Source organism: Streptomyces sp. NBC_00654 (assembly GCF_026341775.1).
Lineage (GTDB): Bacteria > Actinomycetota > Actinomycetes > Streptomycetales > Streptomycetaceae > Streptomyces.
On sequence record NZ_JAPEOB010000001.1, the window covers coordinates 3,647,612 to 3,674,466 of the forward strand.

General features: G+C 71.7%; 30 protein-coding genes. 19 read left to right on the plus strand and 11 right to left on the minus strand.

Annotated elements, in window-relative coordinates:
• Positions 1 to 12 precede the first annotated feature (12 nt).
• Positions 13 to 1,056, minus strand: a complete 1,044-nt coding sequence (locus OHA98_RS15650) for an MsnO8 family LLM class oxidoreductase (RefSeq protein WP_266926239.1) — start codon at positions 1,054 to 1,056, stop codon at positions 13 to 15.
• Positions 1,057 to 1,113: 57 nt separating this feature from the next.
• Between OHA98_RS15650 and OHA98_RS15655 the strand changes: the two genes are divergently transcribed.
• Entirely contained in the window at positions 1,114 to 1,602 is a 489-nt protein-coding gene (locus OHA98_RS15655) for a hypothetical protein (protein WP_266926240.1), read from the plus strand.
• Here OHA98_RS15655 and OHA98_RS15660 read toward each other — a convergent pair whose 3' ends face one another.
• Positions 1,603 to 1,818, minus strand: coding sequence for a dodecin (locus OHA98_RS15660; protein ID WP_266926242.1), 216 nt, complete (start codon positions 1,816 to 1,818; stop codon positions 1,603 to 1,605).
• Positions 1,819 to 2,019: 201 nt separating this feature from the next.
• On the opposite strand from OHA98_RS15660, the gene OHA98_RS15665 reads away from it, so the two are divergent.
• A complete protein-coding gene (locus OHA98_RS15665; RefSeq protein ID WP_266926244.1) occupies positions 2,020 to 3,273 on the plus strand; it encodes an extracellular solute-binding protein in 1,254 nt (417 codons plus the stop codon).
• On the opposite strand, the gene OHA98_RS15670 is transcribed toward OHA98_RS15665, so the two are convergent.
• A complete protein-coding gene (locus tag OHA98_RS15670; protein WP_266926245.1) occupies positions 3,260 to 3,394 on the minus strand; it encodes a hypothetical protein in 135 nt (44 codons plus the stop codon). The genes OHA98_RS15665 and OHA98_RS15670 overlap by 14 nt on opposite strands.
• 99 nt (positions 3,395 to 3,493) lie before the next feature.
• Here OHA98_RS15670 and OHA98_RS15675 point away from each other — a divergent pair, with 99 nt between their 5' ends.
• Positions 3,494 to 4,342: a GNAT family N-acetyltransferase gene (locus tag OHA98_RS15675; RefSeq protein ID WP_266926246.1), complete on the plus strand. Its 849-nt coding sequence runs from the start codon at positions 3,494 to 3,496 to the stop codon at positions 4,340 to 4,342.
• Positions 4,339 to 5,265 (plus strand): 1-acyl-sn-glycerol-3-phosphate acyltransferase, encoded by a 927-nt coding sequence (locus tag OHA98_RS15680; RefSeq protein ID WP_266926247.1) that lies wholly within the window; start codon positions 4,339 to 4,341, stop codon positions 5,263 to 5,265. Before OHA98_RS15675 ends, OHA98_RS15680 begins: the two co-directional genes overlap by 4 nt.
• Here OHA98_RS15680 and egtD read toward each other — a convergent pair.
• The 4 genes from egtD to egtA are packed head-to-tail and all read right to left on the minus strand — an operon-like array spanning position 5,178 to position 9,584.
• Positions 5,178 to 6,170 (minus strand): L-histidine N(alpha)-methyltransferase, encoded by a 993-nt coding sequence (egtD, locus tag OHA98_RS15685; protein WP_266926248.1) that lies wholly within the window; start codon positions 6,168 to 6,170, stop codon positions 5,178 to 5,180. The two genes, OHA98_RS15680 and egtD, sit on opposite strands and share 88 nt — an antisense overlap.
• Positions 6,167 to 6,922, minus strand: coding sequence for an ergothioneine biosynthesis protein EgtC (egtC, locus tag OHA98_RS15690; protein ID WP_266926249.1), 756 nt, complete (start codon positions 6,920 to 6,922; stop codon positions 6,167 to 6,169). Before egtC ends, egtD begins: the two co-directional genes overlap by 4 nt.
• Positions 6,922 to 8,253 carry an ergothioneine biosynthesis protein EgtB gene (egtB, locus tag OHA98_RS15695; RefSeq protein ID WP_266926250.1) on the minus strand — a complete coding sequence of 444 codons (1,332 nt, stop codon included), beginning with the start codon at positions 8,251 to 8,253 and terminating at the stop codon, positions 6,922 to 6,924. Before egtB ends, egtC begins: the two co-directional genes overlap by 1 nt.
• Positions 8,253 to 9,584, minus strand: coding sequence for an ergothioneine biosynthesis glutamate--cysteine ligase EgtA (egtA, locus tag OHA98_RS15700; protein WP_266926251.1), 1,332 nt, complete (start codon positions 9,582 to 9,584; stop codon positions 8,253 to 8,255). The genes egtB and egtA overlap by 1 nt, the downstream gene beginning before the upstream one ends.
• A gap of 146 nt (positions 9,585 to 9,730) precedes the next feature.
• Here egtA and OHA98_RS15705 point away from each other — a divergent pair, with 146 nt between their 5' ends.
• Positions 9,731 to 10,567, plus strand: coding sequence for a TIGR02452 family protein (locus OHA98_RS15705; RefSeq protein ID WP_266926252.1), 837 nt, complete (start codon positions 9,731 to 9,733; stop codon positions 10,565 to 10,567).
• 12 nt (positions 10,568 to 10,579) lie between these two features.
• Here OHA98_RS15705 and OHA98_RS15710 read toward each other — a convergent pair whose 3' ends face one another.
• On the minus strand, positions 10,580 to 11,047 hold the full coding sequence (locus tag OHA98_RS15710) for a type II toxin-antitoxin system PemK/MazF family toxin (RefSeq protein WP_266926253.1): 468 nt from the start codon (positions 11,045 to 11,047) through the stop codon (positions 10,580 to 10,582).
• Between the two features lie 71 nt (positions 11,048 to 11,118).
• Between OHA98_RS15710 and OHA98_RS15715 the strand changes: the two genes are divergently transcribed.
• The 3 genes from OHA98_RS15715 to OHA98_RS15725 all read left to right on the plus strand — a co-directional run bounded on the left by OHA98_RS15715 (position 11,119) and on the right by OHA98_RS15725 (position 13,262).
• Positions 11,119 to 11,628 carry a hypothetical protein gene (locus OHA98_RS15715; RefSeq protein ID WP_266926254.1) on the plus strand — a complete coding sequence of 170 codons (510 nt, stop codon included), beginning with the start codon at positions 11,119 to 11,121 and terminating at the stop codon, positions 11,626 to 11,628.
• 169 nt (positions 11,629 to 11,797) lie between these two features.
• The gene (locus tag OHA98_RS15720; protein ID WP_266926255.1) at positions 11,798 to 12,820 is read left to right on the plus strand and encodes a LacI family DNA-binding transcriptional regulator; all 1,023 of its coding nucleotides are present in this window, start codon (positions 11,798 to 11,800) and stop codon (positions 12,818 to 12,820) included.
• A gap of 64 nt (positions 12,821 to 12,884) precedes the next feature.
• Positions 12,885 to 13,262 (plus strand): hypothetical protein, encoded by a 378-nt coding sequence (locus OHA98_RS15725; RefSeq protein WP_266926256.1) that lies wholly within the window; start codon positions 12,885 to 12,887, stop codon positions 13,260 to 13,262.
• Positions 13,263 to 13,354: 92 nt separating this feature from the next.
• Here the strand turns inward: OHA98_RS15725 and trxA are convergent, their stop codons facing one another.
• On the minus strand, positions 13,355 to 13,735 hold the full coding sequence (gene trxA / locus OHA98_RS15730) for a thioredoxin (protein ID WP_266926257.1): 381 nt from the start codon (positions 13,733 to 13,735) through the stop codon (positions 13,355 to 13,357).
• A 115-nt stretch (positions 13,736 to 13,850) separates the two neighbouring features.
• On the opposite strand from trxA, the gene OHA98_RS15735 reads away from it, so the two are divergent.
• The 4 genes from OHA98_RS15735 (at position 13,851) to OHA98_RS15750 (ending at position 18,545) form a co-directional block, all read left to right on the plus strand.
• Entirely contained in the window at positions 13,851 to 15,314 is a 1,464-nt protein-coding gene (locus OHA98_RS15735; RefSeq protein ID WP_266926258.1) for an NAD(P)/FAD-dependent oxidoreductase, read from the plus strand.
• Positions 15,315 to 15,561: 247 nt separating this feature from the next.
• The gene (locus tag OHA98_RS15740) at positions 15,562 to 16,686 is read left to right on the plus strand and encodes an MraY family glycosyltransferase (protein ID WP_266926259.1); all 1,125 of its coding nucleotides are present in this window, start codon (positions 15,562 to 15,564) and stop codon (positions 16,684 to 16,686) included.
• A 237-nt stretch (positions 16,687 to 16,923) separates the two neighbouring features.
• Positions 16,924 to 17,874: a metallophosphoesterase gene (locus OHA98_RS15745; RefSeq protein WP_266926261.1), complete on the plus strand. Its 951-nt coding sequence runs from the start codon at positions 16,924 to 16,926 to the stop codon at positions 17,872 to 17,874.
• Positions 17,871 to 18,545: a 4'-phosphopantetheinyl transferase gene (locus OHA98_RS15750; RefSeq protein ID WP_266926263.1), complete on the plus strand. Its 675-nt coding sequence runs from the start codon at positions 17,871 to 17,873 to the stop codon at positions 18,543 to 18,545. Before OHA98_RS15745 ends, OHA98_RS15750 begins: the two co-directional genes overlap by 4 nt.
• Positions 18,546 to 18,625: 80 nt before the next feature.
• Here OHA98_RS15750 and OHA98_RS15755 read toward each other — a convergent pair whose 3' ends face one another.
• Complete coding sequence (locus OHA98_RS15755; protein ID WP_266926265.1) at positions 18,626 to 19,210, minus strand: histidine phosphatase family protein; 585 nt, start codon at positions 19,208 to 19,210, stop codon at positions 18,626 to 18,628.
• Positions 19,211 to 19,477: 267 nt separating this feature from the next.
• On the opposite strand from OHA98_RS15755, the gene OHA98_RS15760 reads away from it, so the two are divergent.
• The 4 genes from OHA98_RS15760 (at position 19,478) to OHA98_RS15775 (ending at position 22,255) form a co-directional block, all read left to right on the plus strand.
• Positions 19,478 to 19,693 (plus strand): CbtB-domain containing protein, encoded by a 216-nt coding sequence (locus tag OHA98_RS15760; RefSeq protein ID WP_266926266.1) that lies wholly within the window; start codon positions 19,478 to 19,480, stop codon positions 19,691 to 19,693.
• 19 nt (positions 19,694 to 19,712) lie between these two features.
• Positions 19,713 to 20,486, plus strand: a complete 774-nt coding sequence (locus OHA98_RS15765) for a CbtA family protein (protein ID WP_266926268.1) — start codon at positions 19,713 to 19,715, stop codon at positions 20,484 to 20,486.
• Positions 20,487 to 20,727: 241 nt separating this feature from the next.
• Positions 20,728 to 21,480, plus strand: coding sequence for an SDR family oxidoreductase (locus OHA98_RS15770; RefSeq protein ID WP_266926270.1), 753 nt, complete (start codon positions 20,728 to 20,730; stop codon positions 21,478 to 21,480).
• A gap of 43 nt (positions 21,481 to 21,523) precedes the next feature.
• Positions 21,524 to 22,255, plus strand: coding sequence for a TetR/AcrR family transcriptional regulator (locus tag OHA98_RS15775; protein ID WP_266926272.1), 732 nt, complete (start codon positions 21,524 to 21,526; stop codon positions 22,253 to 22,255).
• 136 nt (positions 22,256 to 22,391) lie between these two features.
• On the opposite strand, the gene OHA98_RS15780 is transcribed toward OHA98_RS15775, so the two are convergent.
• A complete protein-coding gene (locus OHA98_RS15780) occupies positions 22,392 to 22,745 on the minus strand; it encodes a tetratricopeptide repeat protein (RefSeq protein ID WP_266926274.1) in 354 nt (117 codons plus the stop codon).
• A 156-nt stretch (positions 22,746 to 22,901) separates the two neighbouring features.
• On the opposite strand from OHA98_RS15780, the gene OHA98_RS15785 reads away from it, so the two are divergent.
• From OHA98_RS15785 to OHA98_RS15795, 3 genes are all read left to right on the plus strand, one after another.
• A complete protein-coding gene (locus tag OHA98_RS15785) occupies positions 22,902 to 23,867 on the plus strand; it encodes a pirin family protein (protein ID WP_266926276.1) in 966 nt (321 codons plus the stop codon).
• An 814-nt stretch (positions 23,868 to 24,681) separates the two neighbouring features.
• A protein-coding gene (locus tag OHA98_RS15790; protein ID WP_266926278.1) for an IS3 family transposase occupies positions 24,682 to 25,892 on the plus strand; the annotation gives its coding sequence in 2 pieces (ribosomal slippage) (positions 24,682 to 24,973 and positions 24,973 to 25,892; 1,212 coding nt in all).
• A protein-coding gene (locus tag OHA98_RS15795) for an IS5 family transposase (RefSeq protein ID WP_266926280.1) occupies positions 25,893 to 26,779 on the plus strand; the annotation gives its coding sequence in 2 pieces (ribosomal slippage) (positions 25,893 to 26,306 and positions 26,309 to 26,779; 885 coding nt in all).
• Positions 26,780 to 26,855: the final 76 nt, after the last annotated feature.

A 26,855-nucleotide genomic window follows, 5' to 3' on the forward strand; every position in this document is an offset into this window, starting at 1 on the left:
AGCGGTTCGATTCTAGTACCGCCCGCCCTGGGCGGCCCGGTCCGCGCCCACCGTCCGGCCGGTGAGCGCGGACAGCCGCCGCAGGGAGTCCAGCAGGCCCTGGCGGTCGTACGTGCTGGTCGTGACCAGTACCTCGTCGGCGCCGGTCTCCCCGATCGCCGTTTCGAGCTGTGCGGCCACCTGCTCCCCGGTGCCGTGGATGTGCCCGGCGAGGCCCCGCTCGAACATGCTCCGCTCCCGCTCCGTCATGGCGAGGCTCTCGACGCGCTCGGCGGGGGCCAGCGGGGGGAAGGAGCCATGGGTGCGGGAGTGGGCCATGGACCAGGCTTCGGGTATCAGCAGCCGACGGGCCGCCGCTTCGGTGGCGGCGACCGCGACGGTGCCCGCGACGATCACATACGGCTGCGGAGACCGGGCGGACGGCCGGAAGTCCCTGCGGTAGACCTCGACGGCGCGCAACAGCCTGTCCCGGCCGCGCAGATCGCCGATGACCAGGGGCAGGCCGGCCGCCGCCGCGATGGCCGCGCCCTCGCCGGTCGCCAGGATGTACGGGGGGATGTCCAGGCCCTCGGCTGGGCGGGCGTGGACCTGGGGATGGGCCTGCTGGGTGCCGTCCAGCCAGCCGAGCAGTTCGCCCAGCTGCCCGGCGAAGTCGTCGGCGTCCCGCTTGCCGCGGCCCAGCGCCCCGCGGATGCCGTCGGTGAACCCCACCGAGCGGCCGAGCCCCATGTCGATCCGTCCCGGGAACAGTGAGGCGAGCACCCCGAACTGCTCGGCGACCACGAGCGGCTGATGGTTGGGGAGCATCACCCCGCCGGTGCCGACCCGGATGGTGGAGGTCACGGCGGCGACGGCGGCGGCCAGCACGGTCGGGGCCGAGCCCGCGACTCCCGGCACGCTGTGGTGTTCGGAGACCCAGAAGCGGTGGAATCCGAGAGCCTCGGCCTCCTGGGCCAGGCGCACGGTCTCGCGCAGGGCCTGCGGGCCGTCATGACCCTCGCGGGTGCGGGAACGGTCCAGGACGGAGAAGCGGGTCGACGCGATCGAAGGGCTCACACCGTGTTCAACGTCCTGCCCCCGCCAGGATTCCCGGAGGGCCCTTAGGCTGGGGGAGTGAGCGACAAGGCGCGGCCACTGGCCGTTTTCGATCTGGACGGCACACTCGCGGACAGTGCCCACCGGCAGCACTGCCTGGAGGGCCGGACGAAGGACTGGAACGCCTTCTTCACCGCCGCGGTGGATGATCCCCCGCTGGCGGAAGGGGTCGCCCTGGCGCTGGAGTGGGCCGAGGAGTGCGAGGTCGTCTATCTGACCGGACGGCCGGAGCGGTGCCGCCGCGACACCCTGGACTGGCTGGCCCGGCAGGGGCTGCCCGGGGGCCGGCTTTATATGCGGCGCAACGACGACCGTCGGCCGGCCCGCCGTACCAAGCTGGACAGCCTGAAGCGGCTGGGCCGGACGCGTGAGGTGCGGGTGTTCGTCGATGACGACGAGCTGGTCTGCGATGCGGCGGAGGCGGCCGGATTCACCGTGGTGAGGGCCCGCTGGGCGGTCGCCCCGGACGTGCTGAAGGACGCGCAGGAACGCGAGGGGCGGACCTGATCAGGCATTCTCGTCGAGCCGGAAGCCAACCTTCAGGCCGACTTGGTAGTGCGCGATTCGGCCATCCTCGATGTGTCCGCGCACCTGGGTGATCTCGAACCAGTCGAGATTGTGCAACGTTTCAGAAGCTCTGGCAACGCCGTTCCGGATCGCCTCATCGATGCCTTCCTCGGAGGTTCCTACGATTTCGGTGACCCGATAGGTGTGGTTAGGCATCTTATGTCCCCTTTCCTGTGACCACGTTGCCTCATTTCGGGATGTCGCGCGAGAGGGAGAATCGGCTCGTCCCGGGCTCGAGCGGGCCTTGACCTGACGAATGGTCCATACCAAAATCCAGCCACGCCCGTGCGAGCGATGCCCGCAGTCCCCCCACACCGGGTTCTGATTCCGTCGTACCGTTCCGCAGAAGGTGACCCAGTGAAAAACCGCATACTCGCCGGAGCCGTCGCGCTCGTCTCTTCCGTCGCTCTCGGTGGATGCGGCTATTTCTCGGACTCCGGTTCCGGCGACCGCACCGTGACGGTCTGGCTGATGAAGGACAGCGTCTCCCAGGGATTCCTGGACAAGTTCACCAAGTCGTACGAGGAGGAGCACCCCTCGGTCGATCTGGAGTTCAAGATCCAGGAATGGAGCGGAATCGGCCCCAAGATCATGTCCGCGCTCAAGGGGGACGACGCCCCGGACGTCATCGAGGTCGGGAACACCCAGGTGGCCCAGTACGCGGTCAGCGGGGGGCTGCGCGACCTCACCCTCGAATCGATGCGTGACCTGGGCAGCGACGACTGGATTCCCGGACTCGCCCAGCCCGGGAGCATCAACGGAGTCCAGTACGGCATCCCCTGGTACGCCGCCAACCGGGTGGTGATCTACAACAAGGACATCTTCGAGCAGGCGGGCATCAGGACTCCGCCGAAGACCCGCCAGGAGTGGATCGCGGCCGGCGAAAAGCTCAACAGCAACGGAAACCAGGGCATCTATCTCGCGGGCCAGAACTGGTATGTCCTGGCCGGGTTCATCTGGGACGAGGGCGGGGACCTGGCCGACGAGAACGGCGGCGACTGGGAAGGGGCCCTCGGAACACCGGAGGCGCTCAAGGGAATGGAGTTCTACAAGGAACTCCAGTCGCTCGGCGACGGGCCCACGGACGCCGACGAGGAGAAGCCCCCGCAGACCGACGTATTCGCCCGGGGCAACGTCGCGCAGATCATCTCGGTGCCCGGGGCCGCCTCGCTCATCGAGCAGAAGAACCCCGAACTCAAGGGAAAGCTCGGCTACTTCCCCATTCCGGGCAAGACGGCGAAAGCGCCGGGTTCCGTATTCACCGGAGGCTCCGACCTGATCGTGCCCAAGAACGCCGACCAGCGCAGCGCGGGCATCGAGGTCGTCAAGGCGCTGGCGAGCGAGAAGTGGCAGACGGAACTCGTCCGGACCATGAGCTATGTGCCCAACAAGCCGAGCCTCGCGCGCGTCATCGGGGACGAGGAGGGCACCGCGGCGATGGCCGCCGGGGCCACCGAGGGCCGCGCCACCCCCAACTCGCCCCAGTGGGCGGCCGTCGAGGCCGAGAACCCGATCAAGCCGTACATGACGGCGGTCCTCCAGGGCGGTGACCCCGCCGAGGAGGCCAAGGCGGCATCGGAGCGGATCACCGCGATGCTCACGGGCAGCTGAGCCGGCGCGGTACGTACGCCGGGTCGTACGTACCGTCCCCGGACGCGCGCCGGGCCCGTACGCCGGTGCCCCCGCGCGGGGGATTCAGCCGTCGCACATCCCCGCTCTCCGTAGCGGTCATGTCAAATCCAGCCGGTAGCGGAAGAAGTAAGGGGCCGGGCCGTCGCACCACCGCGGCGGCCCGGCAGCCGCCCTTGCTGATCCGTCCCCGGAGACTGCCATGACCGCGCTGCCCACCACCCCTCTTGCCGCCGCCCCGTTCCCCCCGGTCCCGGCCCAGGCCGCCCCCCGCCCCCGGGTCCCGGACCGGCCGGCCGCGGCCGTTCCCGAGGCCCCCGCCTACCGGGTCTCCCTCGCCACCGGCCAGGACGACGTCCGTGCCGCCCAGCGGCTGCGCCACCTGGTGTTCGCCGGCGAGCTGGGCGCCCGTCTCGACGGCCCCGAACCCGGTCTGGACATCGACGCCTTCGACGCCTACTGCGACCACCTGCTCGTACGGGAGCCGGCCACCGGAGACGTCGTCGCCACCTACCGGCTGCTGCCGCCCGAACGGGCCCGGGTCGCCGGACGGCTCTACGCGGACGGCGAGTTCGACCTCGCGCGGCTCGGACCGATCCGCCACGACCTGGTCGAGGTCGGCCGTTCCTGCGTCCACCCCGCACACCGCAACGGCGCCGTCATCGCCCTCATCTGGGCCGGACTCGCCCGCTACATGGAACGCTCCGGCCACACCTGGCTGGCCGGCTGCTGCTCCATATCCCTCGCCGACGGCGGCGCCCTGGCCGCGCGCAGCTGGGAGACCGTCCGTACGAAGCACCTGGCGCCCGAGGAGTACTGGGTCAGCCCCCGCCGCCTCTGGGACAGCTCCGGGCACCCCACCGGGACCGGCGGCGCCCGCGCGGATCTGCCGCCCCTGCTGCGCGGCTACCTGCGCCTGGGCGCCTGGGTGTGCGGAGCCCCGGCGTACGACCCGGACTTCGACGTCGCCGACCTCTACGTCCTGCTGCCCCTGCGCCGTACCGACCCGCGCTACCTGCGGCACTTCCTCTCCCTCGCCCCGCTGCGATGAGCGCCTGGCTGCCCGCCGCGCCCTGCACCCCGCGCGACTGCGCCGGGCACCGGGGGGCGGTCCGGCCACCCCTGCCCGCCGCGGCTCTGCTGCTCACCGGGTGCACGCTCGTCCTGCTCGGGGTGGTGTGCGTACCGGCCGTGCTGCTCCTCGGCACGGCGCACCGCGACCGGCTGATCCGCCGGTGGGCGTACACGGTGGTGCGCGCGTTCGGCGTACGCCTGAGGATCAGCGGCCGGCCGGCCCGGCGGAGGGAGGCGGGCGCGGGCGAACTCGTGGTCGCCAACCACATCTCCTGGCTCGACATCCCGCTGGTCGCCGCCGCGCTGCCCGGCCGGATGCTCGGCAAGAAGGAGATCCGCGCCTGGCCGCTGCTCGGCCCGCTGGCCGCGCTCGGCGGCACGCTCTTCATCGAGCGCGACCGGCTGCGCGCCCTGCCGGACGCGGTGCGCACCGTGGCCGGGGCCCTGCGTTCCGGCTCCCGCGTCGTCGCGTTTCCCGAAGGCAGCACCTGGTGCGGACGGGGCCCCGGCGGCCGGTTCGCGCCCGCCGTGTTCCAGGCGGCGATCGACGCCGGGGCGAGCGTACGGCCGGTCCGGATCGACTACCGCGTCCACCACGGCCACCGCGGTCGCCAGGACGTCGCCCCCTCCCGGTGCGGCCCGGAACGTGAGGGCGGCACGGGGGACGCCGCCGGAGCCGTCGCGTTCGTCGGTGACGACCCGCTCGCCGCCTCCCTGTGGCGGGTGGTGCGGGCTGCCGGACTCACCGCGGAGGTCAGCGTCCTGGCGCCGATCCCCGCGCGCGGTGAGCCCGGCAGAGGGGCGCTCGCCCGTCAGGCCCGCACCGCCGTGCTGGCCGCCGGCCGGACGGCCGTGGCCAGCGACAGGGCGAACCGGCCCGCGGAATCCGTCCACCACTGATCCAGCCGCAGCCCCGCGGCGTCGAGCTCCTCGCGCACCCCCTCCTCGCGGAACTTCGCCGACACCTCCGTACGCAGTTCCTCCCCGGCCCCGAACGGAACCACCAGATCCAGCTCGGGGATCTTCACCGTGAGCGCCCGGCGGGCCCGCAGCCGCATCTCGATCCACTCGGCACGCGGGTCCCACACCGCGACATGGCCGAAGGCGTCGAGCGGGAAATCGGCCCCCAGCTCACGGTTGACGACGCTCAGCACGTTCTTGTTGAACGCGGCCGTGACCCCGGCCGCGTCGTCGTACGCGGCCACCAGCGTGTCCTGGTCCTTCACCAGGTCGGTGCCGAGCAGCAGCGAGTCACCGGGGGAGAGCAGCGACCGTACGGAGCGCAGGAAGGACCCGCGCTCCTCCGGGAGGAGATTGCCGATCGTGCCGCCCAGGAACGCGACCAGTCGCGGACCCGGGGTGCCGGGCAGCGCCAGGCCGCCGGTGAAGTCGGCGATGAGCGCGTGCACCGAGAGGTCCGGCCGCTCGGCGAGCAGGGATTCGGCCGCTCCGGTCAGCGCGCTCTCACTGACGTCGACGGGTACGTAGCTGTGCAGCGCGGGCAGGGCGTCCAGCAGGTGCCGGGTCTTCTCGGAGGAGCCCGAACCCAGTTCGATCAGCGTGCGGGCACCGGATGCCGAGGCGATCTCCCCGGCGCGGGCCAGCAGGATCTCCCGTTCGGCCCGCGTCGGGTAGTACTCGGGCAGCCGGGTGATCTCCTCGAACAGCTCGCTGCCGTGCGCGTCGTAGAACCACTTGGGCGGCAGGGTCTTCGGGTGCCGGGTCAGACCGCTGAGAACGTCGGCGCGCAGCGCCGCGTCCGTCGCGTCCTCCGGCAGGGTGCGGGTCAGCAGAAAGGGACTCACGCGGTGGGCTCCTTGAGCGGGGTCAGCGAGACATCGGCAAGGGTCGCGACCAGCAGGGTGCGGTCGGGGACCTCCCGCCAGCGGGAATCGTCGTCGTACGGCTCCGAGGCCACCACCGTGCGGCGGGCCGGAGCGTGGAGATACCAGAGGCTGTCGCCCCACGCGGTGCCCACGATGACGGAACCGTCGGTGAGCAGCAGATTCAGCCGGGAGCCGGGAGCCGCGGCCGCGATCTCGCCCACGGTGTCCGCGACGGCCTGCGGGACGGCGTCGCCCCGGGCCGTCCGGTGGCGCACGAGTGCCCAGATCAGCGCGGAGTCGCAGCGGGCGGTCAGCGTCAGCAGTTCGGCGGGGGGAAGCGTGGCTGCCAGGTCCGCCATCGACCCGGGCCAGCCCCTGACCACCCCGTTGTGGCTGAAGAGCAACCGGCCCGCGGCGAACGGGGCGGCCGCCGCCTCCCCGTCCGCGCCCGCCTCCGTCGCGTCACGGACCGCGGCGAGCAGCGCCGTGCTGCGCACCACCCGGGCCAGATCGGCGAACGTCTCGTCGCCCCAGACGGGGCCCCGGCGCCGGTAGCGGCCGGGCACCGGGTCGCCGTCCGCGTACCAGCCCACACCGAAACCGTCGGCGTTGACCGTGCCGAACCGCTGCCGGCGCGGTTCCCAGGACTGGCGGACCAGTGAGTGCGGGGGTGAGAGAACTATCTCGCCCAGGGCCACCGGCTGTCCCACATAGGCGATATGACGACACATCAGGCATCCCTCGCGGTCCGGAAGCCGGAGAAGATCTGGCGCCGTACCGGCAGGTCCCAGTTGCGGAACGTACCCCGGCAGGCGACCGGGTCCACGGCGAACGAACCGCCGCGCAGCACCTTGTGGTCCGGGCCGAAGAACACTTCCGAGTACTCGCGGTAGGGGAAGGCCGCGAAGCCCGGGTAGGGGAGGAGGTCGCTCGACGTCCACTCCCACACATCGCCCATCAACTGGCCCGCGCCGTACGGGGACCGGCCCGCCGCGTAGGCGCCGGCCGCCGAGGGGCGGAGGTGGCGCTGTCCCAGATTGGCGCGGTCCGCGGTCGGGTCCTCGTCGCCCCACGGGTAGCGCCGGGACCGCCCGGACGCCGGATCGTGGCGGGCCGCCTTCTCCCACTCGGTCTCCGTGGGCAGCCTCCTGCCCGCCCAGCGGGCGTACGCGTCCGCCTCGTACCAGCTGACGTGCAGCACGGGCTCGTCGGCGGGCACCGGCTCGGTCACCCCGAACCGGCGGCGCAGCCACTGCCCGGCCTCCCGGTGCCAGAACAGCGGTGCCGACAGCGCGTGTTCCCGCACCATGGCCCAGCCCTCCGGCGCCCACCAGCGGGCGTCGGTGTATCCGCCGTCCTCGATGAACCGCTGATACGCGCCGCAGGTCACCGGGGCCGTGTCGAGGTGGAAGGCCGCCACCTCGCGGCGGTGGGCGGGCCGTTCGTTGTCCAGCGCCCATGGCTCGGTGGACGTTCCCATGGTGAACGGGCCCGCCGGTACCAGGACTTCGGCCGCGAGAGCCGCGTCGTCGGTGGGGGCGGGCGGCTGGGGGGCGGTCAGGACGGCCGGGCCCGCGCGCAGCTGATGGGTGATCAGCATCGTTTCGTCGTGCTGCTGTTCGTGCTGGGCGATCATCCCGAAGGCGAAGGCGGCCCGTTCGAGAGGCCGGCCGCCCTCGTGCAGCTCGGCGCCCTCCAGCAGGTCCAGTGCCCTGCCCCGCACCTCGGCGGCGTACGCGCGTGCCTCGGCGGGCGCGAGGAGGGGCAGTGACGGCCGGGTGGCGCGGGGATGCTCGAAGGCGTCGTACAGTCCGTCGATCTCCGGGCGCATGGCCTCCCGGCCGCCCACGTTGCGCAGCAGCCACAGCTCCTCCTGGTTGCCGATGTGCGCCAGGTCCCAGACCAGTGGCGACATCAACGGGGAGTGCTGAGCGGTCAGTTCGCCGTCGTCCACGCTCCCGGTGAGCAGGGCGGTACGGTCGCGAGCGGTGAGGAGCGCGTCATGGGCGAGCCGCCGCAGGGTCTCGGGGTCGACGCCGGGTGTGCCGTGGGAGTCGGTCATCAGGAGGTGCCCCTTCCGGAGTGCGGCGTCGCGTCGTTCCCCGCGGTCGAGGTACCGGGACCGGCGGGATCGGGCAGGTCGTCGGCCGGACATCGGCCCCGCGCGACGAAGCGGTCGTGGAAGGCCGCCACGGTGTCGTGCACGGCCCGGCTCGCGCCGATCCGGGGGAGCGCCTCCAGCGCCACCTCGAAGCAGGTGACGGCCGCCGCCCGCAGCTCGGGGTCGGCCAGACCGTCCCGGGCGGCGCCCGCCCAGAGCGGATTGCGGGGCGCGGCGGGAGAGCCCGCCGTCTCCGCGAGCGGTTTGACGGTGCGGTACACGGTCTCGGCGGCCTCCGGGTCGTCGAACAGCGCCGTGGTCACGGCGAGCGGCACCAGCCATCCGTCCGGTCCGCCCTGCGCGTCGATCATGCGGAGTTCGAGGTGCCCGCGCGGACGCACCGGCGGGAACAGCGTCGTGACGTGGTAGTCGAGATCGGCGCGCACGGGCGGCCGGGGGACACCGCTGCGGATCCACTCCCGGAAGGTGAGCCCGTCCGGCACGGTCCAGGGGACGGCGTCGCCCCGGATGCACATCACCGTCGTGTCCAGCGCGTGGGCGGCCCAGGCGTCGCGCGGCGGCAGACGGCCGGGCGGGGCCAGTGAGCGTACCGGGTCGAGGTTCGCCCACAGGGCCTGCCGGGTGGACTGCCACCCGGTCCTGCGCCCTTGCCGGAAAGGCGAGTTGGCGAAGGACGCCACCAGGACGGCGCCCAGCAGATGGGCGAGCTGCCAGCGCCGCCCGTAGCCGAGCGGCCCCGGCTCCTCCACGCCCGCGTCCAGACAGACCTGGACGGAAGCGGAGGTGCACATCATCGCCCGCCCGGCCGGTCCCGAGCGGTCCAGGGCCCGCTCCATGGCCTCGTAGCGCGGCTCCAGCAGCCTGCGGCGCGGTGGATGCCAGGGATCGACGCCCAGGCCGACCGGCGCGAGTCCCAGCCGCCCGAGGGTGTCTCGCACGGCGGCGAGGTCGGCGGCGGTGGCCTCGACGCAGGCCATCAGTGAGTCCGCGGGCAGGGAGCTGAGCTCCAGCTGGCCGCCGGGCTCGAAGGTCAGCGAGGCGCTCAGCGGCAGGGCGCGGACGGCGTCCACCGCGGCGTCGTGGCGCTCCTGGGACACCGGGACATCGGGGCGGTCCCGGTCGTGGACGAGCCATTCCAGCTCCACACCCACGGTGCGGGGCGGGCCGGTCTTGAAACAGATGCCACGCAGTAAGTCCTCCGCCCCGCCCTCATCGAGGGGGGCGTCGGCGGAAGGGCGCGGGCCGTGATCGCCGGAACTGTCCGGGGGCATACGGGCCTCCTCTTCGGTTACATCGATACCACCCAAACCCCTCCCCCGAGATCGCACAAGAGTGCCCCCGGCCGACGGAAATCCGCTTGCGTCCATGCCGGTACGGAGCCGAGCATGCCCCGTATGCACCACACGGGGGCGCGCCCATGAGCGCACGACTGCGCGGCATCGCGCGGGAGACGGAGCAGGCCGTCCAGGCCGGCCGGTACCGCACCGAGGACGGCCGGGAGGTGTCCATCGAGCGCGCGCTGACCGCCGCGCTCTCCGGCACCCGGCTCTACGGCCCCGAGCCGGTGCCCGTCGCCGTCCTGGACACCGACCGCACCACGGCCGTCGAGGTGACCGGCGAGAGCAGCCTGCGGGCGGCACACCGGATGACCCGTGCGGCGGCGGGCAAGGTCGCCGTCCTCAACTACGCCTCGGCCCGCAATCCGGGCGGTGGCTACCTCAACGGCGCGCAGGCCCAGGAAGAGGCTCTGTGCCGGGGCTCCGCGCTCCACGCGACCCTGTTGCGCGCCCCCGACTACTACGCCCACCACCGCGCCGAACGCAGCGCGTTCTACACCGACCGGGTGATCCACTCGCCCGGTGTACCGGTGTTCCGCGACGACCGGGGACGGTTCCTCGACCTCCCGTACAGCGTGGGCTTCCTCACCTCGCCCGCGCCCAACGCCGGAGTCATCCGCAGGCGGACCCCGGACGAGGCGCACCGCATCCCGGCCGCACTCGCGAGTCGCGCCGAACGGGTGCTGGAGGTGGCGGCGGTACGCGGCTACCGCAGGCTGGTGCTGGGAGCGTGGGGCTGCGGGGTGTTCCGGAACGATCCGGCACAGGTGGCGGGCGCCTTCCACACGCTGCTCCGCGACGGCGGCCGGTTCGGCGGCCACTTCGAGCAGATCGTCTTCGGCATCCTGGAACGCGGCCCGGAGTCCGCCGTCCGCACGGCTTTCGCCGGTACGTTCGCCGACCGGCTCCAGGACTGAAGGGCCCTCCGGTCAGCTCCAGCCGTACAGTTCCCGCAGCCGCCCGGCGACCAGCTCGAACCGCTCCCGGTCCAGCGCGCAGGCCTCCCGCCGCATCCCGTCCTCGTGCACCCGCAGCACCCGGTCCAGATCGGCCCAGGACGGCCGGCCCGAGCTGTCCCAGGGGCCCGCCCCCAGCGCCACCCACTCGCGGTCCGGATCGTGCTGCTTGCTGGAGAGCTGGACGGCGAGCAGGGTGCCCGCCTCCTCGCGGGCCACGACGAGAACCGGCCGGTCCTTGCCGCGCCCGTCGTTCTCCTCGAACGGCACCCAGGTCCAGACGATCTCGCCCGGATCGGGATCGCCGTCGCGGTCGGGGGCGTACAGGGTGCGGACCGGGCCCACATCGCGCGGATCGGCCTGGACGGTCGCGGCCGGTCCGCCGCGGCCGGGGGAGCCGGACGAACTGTCGGTGCTGTATGTGCCGTGGTGGAACGTCATCGCATCACCGTAGGACCTGGACGGCCCATTCCGTGGAGCGGGGCCGTCGAACCGGCCGCAGGCTCGGCCTCATGGCCCACACCGTCACCATCACGCTGTCCCGGATCGTCACCGCCGCCGCACTCCTCGCGGCAACCCTGCTCCCGGCGGCTCCTGCCGGAGCGTCGGATCCGCCGCGTCCCGGAGGACAGGAATCCGCACCCGCACCCGCACCCGCACCCTCAACCGTAGGGTCAGACTCCGGTACGGGCGGAGGCGGCCCGAGGGCCCTCCCGCGCACGGTGCCGGCCTGGCTGCCCCACCGGGACCAGGAGGGCGCGTACCAGGACGCACTGCGGCCCGTCGGCCAGCTGCACACTGTCAGCCCCTTCTGGTACGAGGCGATCTCGGCCGGCCGGATCGACGTACACCCCGGCGCCGGAGAACGCCGCATCATCGACGGACCGCACCGGGCGGGCACCGAGGTGGTGCCCACCGTCATGGAGACGATGAAGTCCGGAGCCCTGGCGGCGATCCCCACCAGCCCCGCCCGGCGGTGCTGCGCCGCCACGGCGTACGCGACACGGCCCTGTGGGCCCTGAACTTCGAGGACCCCGCACTGTGGCCGGAGCCGGCCTGCGGCTGAGCCACGGGCTCGCGCGGGCCGCCGTCACCGGGGGCGCCGGCGCACCGTTTCCGGCGCTCCGGCTCCGCGCTACGGGCCCCCGGACCGTTCCCCGGACCGCCCGGTCTGGAAGACTGCCCGACGCCATGAGCCAGTTACCCAAACAGCCCGCCGCAGTCTCCGTTCCGACCAGCGCCGACGTGGCGCGACTCGCAGGAGTCTCCCGGGCCACCGTGTCGTACGTACTGAACAACAACGCCACCGTGCGGATCAGCGAACCCACCCGGCGAAGAGTCAGGGAAGCCGCGGCCCATCTCGGCTATGTGCCGCACGCGGCCGCCCGGAGCCTGCGCGCCGGACATACCCGGATGGTGCTGCTGCCCGACGGGAACACGCCCGCGGGGCCTCTGCACCAGCACTTCATCGAAGAACTCCAGTCCGGGCTGCGCCGCCTCGACTACACCGTCGTCCAGTACGGCAGCGGCGGCCTCGGGGCCGACGAGGCCGCCAGGGCGTGGGCGGAACTGCGGCCCGTCGCCGTCGTCGCCCCCGCCGGGGTCGCCCTCACACCGCACGGCATAGCCGTGCTCACCCGGTCCGGTGCCAAGGCGGTGATCACCCTGGGCCCGGAGCCGGTGGACGGCGCGCACGCCCTGGTCATCGACCAGCGGGAGATCGGCGGCTGCGCCGTCGGGCATCTGCTGTCGCGCGGACGCCGCCGGATCGGGGTGGTCATGCCCCAGGAGCCGGCCCTCGCCCCGTTCGCCGAACCGCGGCTGGCCGGCGCACTGCGCGCGGCGGAACCGGCGGGTGCCCGCATCCAGCCGCTGCCGCTGCACTACGAGGAGGACTCGGCAGCCGCTCTCGCCGCCCGCTGGCGCACCCTCGGCCTGGACGCCGTCTTCGCCTACAACGACGAGTACGCCATGCTGCTGACGAGAGCCCTCCAGGACGCCGGCATCGCGGTGCCCGGGGAGACAGCCGTGATCGGCGCGGACGACCTGATGCTGGGCAGACTGCTGCGGCCCAGGCTGAGCACCGTACGGATGGAACTGGCGACACGGCAGCCGCCGGCCGAGATGGTCGACCGGCTGCTGCAGCACCCCGCCGGAAGACCGGAGCGGCACGACCTGCTGCGGGCACGGGCCGTCCCGCGCGAATCCAGCTGACCGGACCCCGCCGCCGGCGGAGCGACGACATGCGCGGGGAACGGCGGATGTCTAGCGTCGGAGCATGAGCCATCCGCAGAGCTACGAGATCCTGCTGGTCCCCGAGTTCAAGAAGTCCGGCACCGACGCCCCCCGGCCCGGCCGTGCCATCCGCTCGGCGGTCGTGGCCGCCACAGGGGAGACGGGGGCGTCGGGCTACCCCCGCTACGAGGGCGAGGGAGTGGTGGCGGACATCGACCCGGCGACCCGCACCGTGGAGGCGCTGCTGGTCGACGGCGCGGAGCTGGACTACGGGCTCTCGGTCCGGATCTCGGAGAAGAGCGTGGAGAGCGGCGCGGGCAGGCGCACGGGGGAGTCCGCGGCCGGGGGGACGCCGAAGCCCGGGGACAGCCGCGCGGAGCAGCCGGACGGCGAACCCGCGGACGAGGACACCGGGACCTGATCCCCTCGGCGCACAGCAGCGAAGAGGGGCCCGGTCCTGACGGACGGGCCCCTCACCTCACGCGCCGCGCGGAGAAAGCCGCTGCCGCGCCGCTACTGCTGCTCCGGCTGCCCCTGCTTCTGGGCCTCGACGGACTTGCGCACCTCGTCCATGTCCAGGTTGCGGGCCTGTCCGATGACGTCCTCCAGAGCCGCCTCGGGAAGCGCGCCGGGCTGGGCGAACACCGCCACGTTGTCCCGGACGATCATCAGCGTGGGAATGGACCGGATCTCGAACGCGGCCGCCAGCTCCTGCTGCGCCTCCGTGTCGACCTTGGCGAAGACCAGATCGGGGTGGCGCTCGGACGCCGAGTCGTAGACCGGCGCGAACTGCCGGCACGGGCCGCACCAGGAAGCCCAGAAGTCGATCAGTACGAAGTCGTTGTCGCTGACGACCTGATCGAAGTTTTCCTTGGTGAGCTCTACGGTGCTCATGCTCAAATACCTCTTCCTCTGCCCGTTCGGACGTGTCCCGCACAACGGTGACCGCTCCTGCGCTATTCCGCCTGCCCATGTGGCCGCGGCGCACACCCACGATCAGACTGTTCGCATGACCGACACAGCGGAGGGCGCAGTGGAGAGCATCGAGTACGACGTCGTGGTGATCGGCGCGGGTCCGGTGGGGGAGAACGTGGCCGACCGGGCCCGCGCGGCCGGGCTCAGCACGGCCGTCGTGGAGTCCGAGCTGATCGGCGGCGAATGCTCGTACTGGGCGTGCATGCCGAGCAAGGCCCTGCTGCGCCCGGTCGTCGCACGCGCGGATGCCCGTCACCTCCCGGGCCTGAGCGCCGCCGTGCGGGGGCCCCTGGATGTCGCGGAGGTCCTGGCCCGCCGCGACGCGTTCGCCTCGCACTGGAAGGACGACGGCCAGGCCGCCTGGCTGGACGGCATCGGCGCGGTGGTCCACCGGGGCACGGGCCGGCTCACCGGAGTCAGGACGGTCTCCGTCACCGCCCCCGACGGCAGGGAACAGCGGCTCACCGCCCGGCACGCCGTGGCCGTCTGCACCGGCAGCCGGGCCGTCGTCCCCGGCCTTCCCGGGCTCGCCGGCGCCCGGCCCTGGACCAGCCGCGAGGCGACCAGCGCCAAGGAGGTGCCCGGCCGGCTGGTCGTCGTCGGCGGGGGAGTCGTCGGCGTCGAGATGGCGACCGTCTGGCAGGCTCTCGGCGCCGAGGTGACGATGCTGATCCGGGGCAGCGGCCTGTTGCCGAGGATGGAGCCGTTCGCGGGCGAACTGGTCGCCGAGGCGCTCACCGGGGCCGGCGCGAGGATCCGCACCGGCGTGTCCGCCACCGCCGTGCACCGGGCCGGGCAGGACGGACCGGTCACCGTGGACCTGGACAACGGCGAGCGGATCGAGGCCGACGAGATCCTCTTCGCCACCGGCCGGGCGCCGCGCACCGATGACCTGGGCCTGGAGACCGTGGACCTGGAACCCGGCTCCTGGCTCACCGTCGACGACAGCTGCCGCGTCGAGGGCACCACCTGGCTGTACGCGGTCGGCGACGTCAACCACCGGGCGCTGCTCACCCACCAGGGCAAGTACCAGGCCCGTATCGCGGGCGCGGCCATCGCCGCCCGCGCCCAGGGCATCCCCCTGCCGGAGACCGACCGCTGGGGAGCGTACGCGGCCACCGCCGACCACGCGGCCGTCCCCCAGGTCGTCTTCACCGAACCGGAGGCCGCCTCGGTCGGCCTCACCCTCGCCGAGGCGGAGAGAGCCGGGCACCGGGTCCGCGCGGTCGACTACGACCTGGCCTCGGTGGCGGGCTCCGGCCTGTACGCCGACGGGTACCGGGGCCGGGCCCGGATGGTCGTCGACCTGGACCGGGAGACCGTGCTGGGCGTCACCTTCGTCGGCCCCGGCATCGGCGAGCTGCTGCACTCGGCGACGGTCGCGGTCGCGGGCGAGGTGCCCATCGAGCGCCTCTGGCACGCGGTCCCCGCCTATCCGACCATCAGCGAGGTGTGGCTGAGGCTGCTGGAGACGTACCGGGACGGCGGCCGGGGCTGACCCGCTTCCCGGGCTTCCCGCCGGAACCTCAATCAATGCCCCGTTTTTCGTGTTATTGGGGGCATATTCCGACATTCGCCCCTTAAGTTGTGGGAGGACTCCACTCGGGTGGCGTCGCGCATCACGTGGATACCGCAACGAACGGGCGACACCGATGTGCGCGGACGGATGCGCCGGATGAACCGCGGAACCGGAGCGCCGATCGCCGCACGGGCACGTGTCGGGAAAGGCAGGGCAGGTGAACGTGGTGGGGATCATCACTTCCGGTGCGGTCGCGCTGTTCATCACGGCGTTACTCACCGCAGGCATCCGCAGGGCGGTACTCCGGCGCGGAGCGGTGGCACGCCCGGACGGCCGCCCGCCGCGCGTCCGCCCGGCGTACCTGGGCGGACCGGCGGCCGTCCTGAGCGTCACCGCCGTCACCTGGGCCGGAACCGGGCTGGGCCTCGCGGAACCGGGCACGTCCGTCCTGCCCCTGCTCGCCGCGTCCGGCGCCGTCGCCGCGGTCGGGCTCGTCCATGATCTGCGACCGCTCGGCAGCTGGCCGCGACTGGCCGCGCAGACGGCCGCCGCGGTCGCGGTGGTGTCCTTCTCCGGGCTGTCACCGGCCGCGGGTGTGCTCGGCATGGTCTGGATCGTGTTCCTCACCAACGCCTTCAGCATGCTGGACAACTCCGACGGCGCGCTGGGCACCGTCTGTGCCGTCACGGCGGCCGGCCTGCTCGTCTGCGCCGCCGCCGACGGCCGGTCCGGCGTGGTCCTTCTGCTGACCGCCCTCATCGCCGCCCTCATCGCCCTGCTGGCCCACGGCCAGCACCCCGCGCGGCTCTTCCCCGGAGCGTGCGGCTCCCAGTTCACCGGCTTCGTCCTGGCCGGCTGTGCGGTGCTCGTCCACGCGTCGGCACCGCCGGAGCGCGCCGCGTGGACGGCACTGCCGGTGCTGACCCTGGTGGCCGTCACCGACACGGTGCTCGTGCTGGTTTCACGCCGGCGGGCCTCCCGGCCGATGCTTCCTGACCGCACTGATCACATCGCCCACCGGCTGCGCCGCGTACGCCTCACCAAGCCGGGCGTGGCGGTCGTCCTGGGGCTCGGCGCGGTTGCCGCGACGCTCACCGCCACCCTCGTGTACACGGGGCAGTTGCCCCCGTGGGCCGGGCTCCTGCCGACGGCGGGTGCGCTGCTCGCCGTTGTGGCACTGCTCAGGATCCCGGCGTACGCGAACGGGATCCCGCGCCCGCCGCGGAGCCCGCGCCCCGCGAAGGTCCCCCCGGCGCCCGCTTCCCCCGCCGCCGTACCCGGTGCCCGCCCGACCACGCCGCCCGCGACCGGCGGCCGGCCCGCCGCCGAACTCGCGGGAGACAGAAGGTGAGATGAGGGACCCGGCCCTCGTGTCCGGGGCTGGGGCGTGTGTCGAGAGTTCCGCCCGGCTCGCGACGCCCTCTCGGCAGCGGGCCGGTCGGGTCGGTCGCCCGCCGCGAGCCATGTGCGGTGTTTCGGACGAAGATTCCGTCCAGGACACCGCACGCGTGCGAGACGGTAGATTTTCCCTGACCCCGCACCGTGCGAGCGGAGCCGTACGCCGACCGACAGATCGGGAATCCCTCTCATGACCTCTCCCGCTTCTCCGACCGACGCCGCCGCGCACCCCCCGTACGCGGGCGGCAGCCTTCTCGCGGTGAGCGATCTGCACGCGGGGGTCTCCGACAACCGGGCCATCGTCGAGTCGCTGCGCCCGGAGTCGGACAAGGACTGGCTGATTGTCGCGGGCGATGTGGCGGAGCAGCCGCACGACATCCGGTGGGCGCTCGGACTCCTCGCGGAGCGCTTCGCCCATGTCGTGTGGACCCCCGGCAACCACGAGTTGTGGACCGTGGACAAGGACCCCGTACGGCTGCGCGGGCAGGCCCGCTACGAGCACCTCGTCGAGATCTGCCGGGACCTCGGGGTGACGACGCCCGAAGACCCGTTCCCCCTGTGGCCCGGCCCGGACAGCCCGGTGGCGGTGGCCCCGCTCTTCCTCCTGTACGACTACACCTTCCGTGCCCCCGGCGCCCGCACGATGGAGGAATCGCTGGCGATCGCGCACAAGGCGGGCATCGTCTGCAGCGACGAGTACCTCCTGCACCCCGACCCCCATGCCGGCCGGGAGGACTGGTGCCGGGCGCGGGTCGCCGAGACGGAGAGAAGACTGGCCGCCCACGACCCGGACATCCCGCTGGTGCTCGCCGGACACTGGCCCCTCGTCCGGGAACCCACCTCGGTGATGTGGTACCCGGAGTTCGCCCAGTGGTGCGGTACCGAGCTCACCGCCGACTGGCACCGCCGGTTCAACGTCGCGGCCGTCGTCTACGGACACCTCCACATCCCCCGTACGACGTGGTACGACGAGGTGCGCTTCGAGGAGGTCTCGATCGGCTATCCCCGGGAGTGGCGCAAGCGCGGCCACCCACGTGGCCTGCTGAGACAGATCCTCCCGTACGAGGAACGCCCCGCGGCCCCGGACGGCACCCCCGCCGGCGGACACACACCGCACCCCTACCCCGAAGGTGCCTCGTGATCGACCGGCTGCTCCCCGGGTACGTCTCCTGCGCCGCCACCCGCCGGGAAACGGTGCCGGACGGAATCCTCTTCCCCGAGGAGGAGGAACTGGTGGCCAGGAGCGTGCCCAAGCGCGTCAACGACTTCACGACCGCCCGCGCCTGCGCCCGCCGGGCCATGGCGGGCCTCGGCCTGCCGCCCGTGGCGGTACTGCGCGGCCGGCGCGGGGCCCCGCTGTGGCCCGCGGGGATCATCGGCAGTCTCACGCACTGCGAGGGCTACCGGGCGGCGGCGCTGGCACGGGCCACGGACGCCCTGAGCCTGGGCATCGACGCCGAGCCGAACGCCCCCCTGCCCGCCGGAGTGGCGGACATGATCTCGCTGCCTTCGGAGCGTCGCTGGAACGCGCCGCCGCCCGCCCCGGGCGACGACGGCGCCGTGCACTGGGACCGGCTGCTCTTCAGCGCCAAGGAGAGTGTCTTCAAGGCGTGGTACCCGGTCACCGGGACCGAACTCGACTTCGACGAGGCGGAGATCACCTTCGACCGGGCCGCCGGCGGCCGGGCCATGGAGGGCACGTTCGCGGCGCGCCTGCTGCGAACCGACCCGGCTCTGCCGCTGACGCTGGACGGCAGATGGCGGGTCGAGGACGGCATCGCCGCCACGGCCGTCCTGGTGCCGCACGGCTGACGGAGACCGGGTGCGTTCGGCGGCATGTGCACGGCCGGGTGGGTCACGGGGGCGTGTACGGGGGCGGGTACGGGGCCGGTTCAGCGTTCCCCCGCACTCCTCAACGGGCGTCCCAGCCGCACGTTCCACCGTCCGGACCGGCCGCTCAGCTCGGTGAGCGCCAGCGGAACGACATCGAGCCGCCAGAACGCCACCACCGGCAGGGCCAGGCCATGGACCACCGCCGCCCGCACCACCGAGGGTCCGGCCACGGCCAGCACGCTTCCGTCGGCCCCGTCCGAGGTCGCGTCCAGCCAGCCACCGACCCGGGCGGTCAGATCACGCAGGGACTCACCGCCGTGCGGGGCCGCCGCGGGATCGCCGAGCCACGCCGCCACCGCCTCCGGCTCCCGGGCGGTGACCTCGTCCAGCCGCTCGCCGCGCCAGCGCCCCAAGTCCCAGTCGGCCAGGGCGGCTTCGGTCCGCGTGGTGAGTCCGAGCGCCTCGGCCGTCCGCAGACACCGCTGCGAGGGTCCGCTCATGTACCGGCCGGCCGCGGGCACCGATCCGGCTGCGGCGCGGGCGCTCCGCTCACCGGCGCGGTCCAGGGCGGCTTCATCCTCGAAGCGCGCCTCCCGCAACGCCGCGTTCATCGCAGGTGAGATCAACAACACCCGTACCGTCACGATCGTCCTCCAGTCTCCTCAACCGCTGTTCCGGTGGCGCAGGTTCTCATGGTTCCGGAGGCCGGTGACCGCACCGGTCGCACCATGGCGGTGCCTGCGTACAGGCGGTATGGTCACGTCGACCATGACGACGGTGTGACGGAAGTCCGGTGAGAATCCGGCACGGTCGCGCCACTGTGTACCCGCTCTCCGGCGCGGGAAGTCAGACCCGGCACCTTCGTCTGAGGCACCACGACAGGGACGCGTGTTCCCACAGGAGGTTCTGCCATGGCACAGTCCGCTGCCCCCGCGAGCGGGGCAACTGCCCTCACCCCGATCTCGGCGAAGGCCATCGCGCCCTGGGCCGTCTTCTTCGGCGTTCTCATGCTCGTCCTGCTGTACTTCGTCGGCGCCGAGCAGGGTGCCACCGCGGTCATCTCCGGCGAAGGTGTCCACGAATGGGTTCACGACGGCCGTCACCTGCTCGGCTTCCCCTGCCACTGAGAAAACAGGGGAAACTCTCGTGAACTCCATATCTGTCAGAGCTCTGCTCGTGCGCGGCATGCTGGCCGGCCTGATCGCGGGCGCGGTGGCTCTCGTCGTCGCCTACTTCCTCGGCGAGTCCCAAGTGGACGCCGCCATCGCGCTGGAGGAGGCCCACAGCCATGATCACGGCGGCGGCGAGGAACTCGTCAGCCGCACCACGCAGGCCACCGGCGGACTCGCCACCGGCATCCTGGTCTTCGGTGTGGCGATCGGAGGGATCGCCGCTCTCGTCTTCTGCTACGCCCTCGGCCGTATCGGCCGTTTCGGCCCCAGGGCCACGGCCACACTGATCGCGGGCGCAGCCCTGCTGACGGTGTACGTCGTACCGTTCCTGAAGTATCCGGCGAACCCGCCGGCCGTCGGGAATCCCGACACCATCGGGAAGCGCACCACCCTGTTCTTCCTGATGCTCGCCCTCAGTGTGCTGCTGGCCGTCGCCGCCGTGATCCTCGGCAGACGGCTCGCCCCCCGCCTGGGCAACTGGAACGCGGCCGTCACCGCCGCCGCCGGGTTCGTCCTGCTGATCGGACTCGCCTACGCGTTCCTGCCCTCGTTCAACGAGGTCGGCAAGGACTTCCCGGCCTCGTTGCTGTGGGAGTTCAGGCTCTCCACGCTGGCCATTCAGACCACCCTGTGGACCGTCTTCGGCCTGACCTTCGGCCATCTGACCGAACGGCTGCTGGCACCCGGTACGGGGGGCGCGGCGACGGGCGGCGTCGCGGAGCGGCGCACGGCCGGTGCGGTGAACTGACGGTTCCCGTACGAGGACCGGCACTCACGAGGACCGGTACTCACGAGCACCAGCGCTGACGACGCACGCATACGACGGAACCCGCCGGGGCAGTCCCGGCGGGTTCCGCCGTATGCGGTGGCGGTTAACGGCGTTACGGGTGCCGCCCCGACAACAGTAGCGTTGCTAACGTATTGGTGTTAGCGTTGATTCATCGGGGTCGATGGGACCGGCGGCCCGCTGTGTCGACGGGAGCGAGATCATGACTGAGCACACCACCACGGCCACCGGCCGTCGCGTCGCCCTGGTGACCGGGGGTTCCAGGGGGATCGGCCGGGAGAGCGCCGAACGGCTCGCGGCCGACGGCTTCGCCGTCGTCGTCAACTACGCGGGCAATCAGGCCGAGGCCGAGGCCGCCGTCGGGGCGATCGCCGCCGCCGGCGGACAGGCCGTCGCGCACCGTGCGGACGTTGCCGACGAGGTCGCCGTGGCAGCGCTCTTCGATGCCGCCGAGGAGGCGTTCGGGGGAGTCGACGTGGTCGTGCACGCCGCGGGCGTGATGACGCTCGCGCCGCTGATCGACACCGACCTCGACGCGCTGGACCGGATGCACCGCACCAACATCCGCGGCACGTTCGTCGTCGATCAGCAGGCCGCACGCCGCCTGCGCGGGGGCGGGGCCATCATCAACTTCTCCAGCTCCGTCCTGGCCCTGTCCCTTCCCGGGTACAGCGGCTACGCCGCCACCAAGGGGGCGGTCGAGGCCATGACCCTGATCCTCGCCCGCGAACTGCGCGGCCGGGACATCACGGTCAACGCGGTGGCCCCGGGGCCGACCGCCACCGCCCTGTTCCTGGACGGCAAGGACGAGGAGACCGTCGCGGGAATGGCCGCTCAGGCTCCTCTGGAGCGGCTGGGCGCCCCGCAGGACATCGCGGAGGTCGTCTCCTTCCTCGCGGGTCCCGCGCGCTGGATCAACGGCCAGGTCGTACGCGCCAACGGCGGCATCGTGTGACGGCCGCGTACCTCGCCGTGTGCCGCTTGATACCGTCCGTTCGATGAGCACGCGAACGCGCATTCTGGAAGTCGCGGCCGACCTGGTCAGGGAGTCGCCCGACGGGGACATCTCCACGCGTGCGGTCTGTGAGGCGGCGCAGGTCGGAGCCCCGGCCCTCTACCGGCACTTCGGTGACAAGGAGGGACTGCTGTCGGCGGTCGTCGATCATGGCTTCGACACGTATCTGGCGGCCAAACGGGAGCGCGACGACACGACGGACCCCGTCGAGGACCTGCGCAACGGCTGGGACGGCCATGTGGAGTTCGCCCTCCGCAACCCGAACCTCTACCGGCTGATGAACTCACCCGCGATGCGCACACCACCGGAGGCGGCACTCGAGGCGCACCGGATCCTCACCGGGGACCTGGAGCGGGCCGCCGCCGCCGGAAGGCTGCGCGTCGCCCCCACGCTCGCGGCACAGATGATCATGTCGGCGAACACCGGTGTGGCGCTCATGCTGGTGGCCCGCCCGGCGACCTTCTCCGACGGCACCATGTCCCGGCGGGTGCGCGACGCCGTGCACGCCGCCGTCCTCACCCCGGACGCGGTCCCCGGTGAACCGGCTGCCTCCGGTGAACCGGCGGAGGCCGGTGTCCCCTCCACGGCTGCCAGGCTGAGTGCTCTGCTGCGCCACTCGCACGAAGCGGGACTCAGTACCGCCGAGGCCGCCTTGATGACGGAATGGCTGGACCGGGTGGCGAATTCCCTTCCGGCGGACGGTGCCGGGGCCTGAATCCCGCGGCCCCACGCCGGAGACCGGCCGGGGCGCACCGTGTTGGTGCACCCCCGGCCGGGACCGGTTTTCCGCCAGGCGGTCCGCGCCGTCCCGGATCTCCCGGAACAGGACGCCGCGGACCGGCAGGTCCGGATCAGGCCGTCCCGGAACCGGAATCCCCGGTCAGCGCGGCCGCCATCCGCAGATGCGGCGCGGCCTCCGCGTGCCGCCCCTGGCGTTCCAGGGTGCGCCCCAGCATGAGGTGCGCGTAGTCCTCCACCGGGTCGCGCTCCAGCACGGCACGCAGTTCGGTCTCGGCCCTGCCGAGCCGGGCGGAGTGGTAGTAGGCGCGCGCGAGCAGCAGCCGGGGGGCGACCTGGTGCGGCGCCTCCTCGACCAGTCCGCCCAGGATCCGGGCCGCCGTCAGGTATTCCCTGGCCTCGAAGAACATCTGCGCCCGGTCCCACCGTTCAGCGGCCGTGCCGAACTCGTAGTAGGTCTCGCTCATGTGTCCTCCTCCTGCGTGTCTTCCGGCGTGGGCTGCCCGGTGGTTCGTGCCGCCGGGCGCCCAGGGGTGACAACACCACATGATGGTTTAACATTCCACTACATTCTCGGCGTGGGGACCGGCTCTCCGTGCCTGTACGGGAATAGGTTGTGGGCCATGAGCAATCTCGATCGCCAGGCCGCACTCTCCGTCTGTGGAGGGCGTGGCTTCGTCGTCGCCGAACCGGTACGTGAACTACTCAGCCCGCGCCGCGTCCAGCTGGGCGAGTCCACCGAGGTGCGCCGGCTGCTGCCCAATCTGGGCCGCCGCATGGTCGGCGCCTGGGCCTTCGTGGACCACTACGGCCCCGATGACATCGCCGACGAGCCCGGCATGCAGGTGGCGCCCCATCCTCATATGGGGCTGCAGACCGTCAGCTGGCTCCACGAGGGCGAGGTTCTGCACCGCGACAGCCTGGGCAGTCTGCAGACGGTACGGCCCCGGGAGCTGGGCCTGATGACCTCCGGCCGGGCCATCAGCCACTCCGAGGAGAGCCCGAAGCCGCACGCGCGGCTTCTGCACGGTGCCCAGCTCTGGGTCGCACTCCCCGACGCCCACCGGGGCGTCGAACCGCATTTCCAGCACCACGCGGACCTGTCCAGCGTCACCGCGCCCGGCCTCACCGCCACCGTCATCCTCGGTGAACTCGACGGTGCCGTCTCACCGGGCACCGCCTACACCCCGATCGTGGGCGCGGACCTGGCGCTGACGCAGGGCGCCGAGGCCCGGCTGCCGCTGGATCCGGACTTCGAGTACGCGGTCCTGTCCATGTCCGGCGAGGCCGAGGTCGACGGCGTACCCGTACTGCCGGGCTCGATGCTGTACCTCGGCTGCGGCCGCACCGAGCTGCCGTTGCGTGCCCTCTCCGACGCGGGACTGATGCTTCTGGGGGGTGAGCCGTTCGAGGAGGAGATCGTCATGTTCTGGAACTGGATCGGACGGTCCCAGGAGGACATCGCACAGGCCCGCGAGGACTGGATGAACGGGACCCGCTTCGGTGAGGTGAAGGGCTACGACGGCCCTCCGATTCCAGCTCCGGAGCTGCCTGTGGTGCCGCTGAAGGCGCGGGGGAGGGTGCGCTGAGCTGGGGTATTCGCCCGAACTGGCCTCAGGCTGGCTGGCTTCGGGCAAATTCCGTTTCCGGTCCGCTCGTAGCTGCTCACTTGGCCCTTGGTGTGCGCTGCGGATCTTGGATGCGACTCCCATGTAGAGCAGGGTGTGGTGACGTTTGATGGTACGAATGCTGACTCAATGCTGACTCAATGCTGACTTTACTGACGAGTAGTCAGCTATCTGGTGGTGGTCCACGCCATGCCGTCGCGACAGGAGTGCGCGGGGTCGAGGCTCCGCCCGCAAGGCGGTCCCGTGCGTGGATCAGGGTCGTGGCGTGTGTTGCGTCGCGCGTGATGGGCAACGGTCGACTCCGCGCCTACGCTGATTCAGCGAATTGTGGGCAGTCGACAAAGAAAGCCTTCTCGGCTTCCCGTTCGTGACGGGACCGCGTCTGCGTGCGGGATCATGATGCGAGTCGCCGAGTTCGCGAGGATGCCGTCGGAGAAGCTGCATTGGTCGGCCTCATCGTGTCACCCGTCTGAGCGGTTGATCGCGGGCTGCCGCAGAGCTGGGTTTGTGGGACGGATCGCTGCTGTGCCAGCTGGTTCCACCGTCTGCATGGAACGCGATGCGGCGCATAATGGCGCACTCTGCCGGTGGGGTGATTCGCCCGCGCGGCGACAACCAGAGACCTTTGTCATGAAGTTGTCTACCTGGTGGCGCTGACCTGCGGATTTGTGATCCTATGAGCTCGTAACACGATCTTGTTGAAGTGGGGCCCTGACCCCGGAGTTTGGACACCGGAGAGACTTGGATCTTGATGGTCCAGGAGAACGGAGTCCCTGTGGGGATGAAGCACTATCCCACCGAGTTCAAGGCGGACGCGGTGGCGCTCTACCAGTCGCGTCCGGGAGCGACGATCAAGTCGGTTGCCACCGATCTCGGGGTGAACACCGAGACGCTGCGGAACTGGATCCGGGCCGCCGACGGACGCCGTGCCGGTGCCCACTCCGCGCCTGCGGCTGCGCCGCAGCCTGGCGGCGAGCTGGTTCAGGCGGAGCTGGCCGCCGCGCGCAAGAGGATCCGCGAGCTGGAGGAAGAACGCGACATCCTCCGCAAGGCGGCCCGGTATTTCGCGACGGAGACGCGCTGGTGACCCGCTGCCAGTTCGTTGAAGATCATCAGCGCCGGTTCGGCGTCAAGCGGCTCTGTGACATTCTCGGGATCTCCCGCTCGAGCTTCTACTACTGGCGCCGGACCGCCCCTGCCAGGGTGGCCCGGCAGGCCGCTGACGCCCAGCTCGCCGCCCGGATACGCAAGGTCCACGAGGACTCCGACGGCACCTACGGCGCCCCGAGAATCACCGCTGAGCTCCGCGACGACGGCGGCCAGGCGGTCAACCACAAGCGGGTTGCGAGGATCATGCGGACGATCGGGCTCGAGGGCGTCCGGCTGCGGCGCCGGCAGCGCACCACCGTCGCGGACCCGGCCGCGCCGAAGGCGCCGGACCTGATCGGGCGTGACTTCACCGCCACGGCCCCGAACACGAAGTACGTCGGCGACATCACCTACCTGAGGATCGGTGGCGGGAAGTTCTGCTATCTCGCGACCGTCATCGACCTCTGCTCGAGACGCCTGGCGGGGTGGGCAGTCGCCGATCACATGCGGACCGAACTCGTTACCGACGCCCTGGCCGCCGCCGAGCGGACCCGCGGGAGCCTGGCCGGGGCGGTGATGCACACCGACCACGGCTCGCAATACACGAGCCGAGAATTCGCCGAAGCCTGCAGGTCAGCAGGGGTCCGTCAGAGCATGAGCGCGGTCGGGTCCAGCGCGGACAACGCACTGGCGGAGTCGTTCAACGCGACCTTCAAAAGAGAGACGCTGAAGGGGCAAAGGGGCTGGCCAAGCGAGCGTGAGGCCCGGCTCGACGCCTTCCGATGGCTGACCCGATACAACACCCGACGCCGGCATTCCCACCTCGGACAACGCTCCCCGATCGCCTACGAGACCACCTTCCACCCACTATCAACTACCCTGACCCGAGCCGCATAGATGTGTTCAAGCTCCGGGGTCAAGGCCCGTGTGCTGGTGGGGCGTAACCGGTGTGACGATTCGGCCGTTCGTGAGGGTGTGGGTACTCGACCGTGGATCGTGGACGATGATTTGTGGGCGCTGATCGAGCCGTTGTTGCCGCCTTGGCCGGAACGAGCCCCGGGGCCAAGGCCGGTGTCGGACCGGCTCTGCCTCCAGGGCATTCTGTTCGTCCTCTACAACGACATAGCCTGGCAACTCCTGCCCCTGGAGCTGGGGTTCGGCTCGGGCCAGACGTGCTGGCGTCGCTTGGAGCGGTGGCAGAGGGCAGGGGTGTTCGACCGGTTGCACCAGGTCCTGCTCGCCGAGCTGAACGCGGCCGGCGAACTCGACTGGTCACGGGCGTGCGTGGACGGCTCCCACATCCGCGCGAAATAGAGGGCGCCGACACCGGTCCGTCGCCGGTCGGCCAGCGGAAAACGGGCAGCAAACACCACCTGATCTGCGACGGACGCGGCACCCCGCTCAAAGTCATCACCACCTCGGCCAACGTCAACGACGTCACCCAGACTCTCGCCCTGGTCGACGGCATCCCACCCGTCGCCGGCCGCCCCGGCCGGCCTCGCCGCAGGCCCGAAGCCCTGCTCGGCGACAAGGGCTACGACTCCAACGCCCACCGCGACGAGCTGCGTCGCCGACGGATCCTGCCCGTCATCTCCCGCAAGGGATCACCCAACATCAAGGGCATCGGCAAGCTCCGCTATGTCGTCGAGCAAACCTTCGCCCTGCTTCACCACTTCAAACGCCTCGCCGTCCGTTGGGAGCGCCGCACCGAACTCCACGACGCCTTCGTCTCCCTCGCCTGCAGCCTCATCTGCTGGAGACGCCTCAAGAGATCCCGCTCATGATCGTGTTACGAGCTCTATGGGCCCCTGGCCTGCGTGGATGTGTCTTTCACTGTCTTTCAGTTTCGCGCTGCGTTAT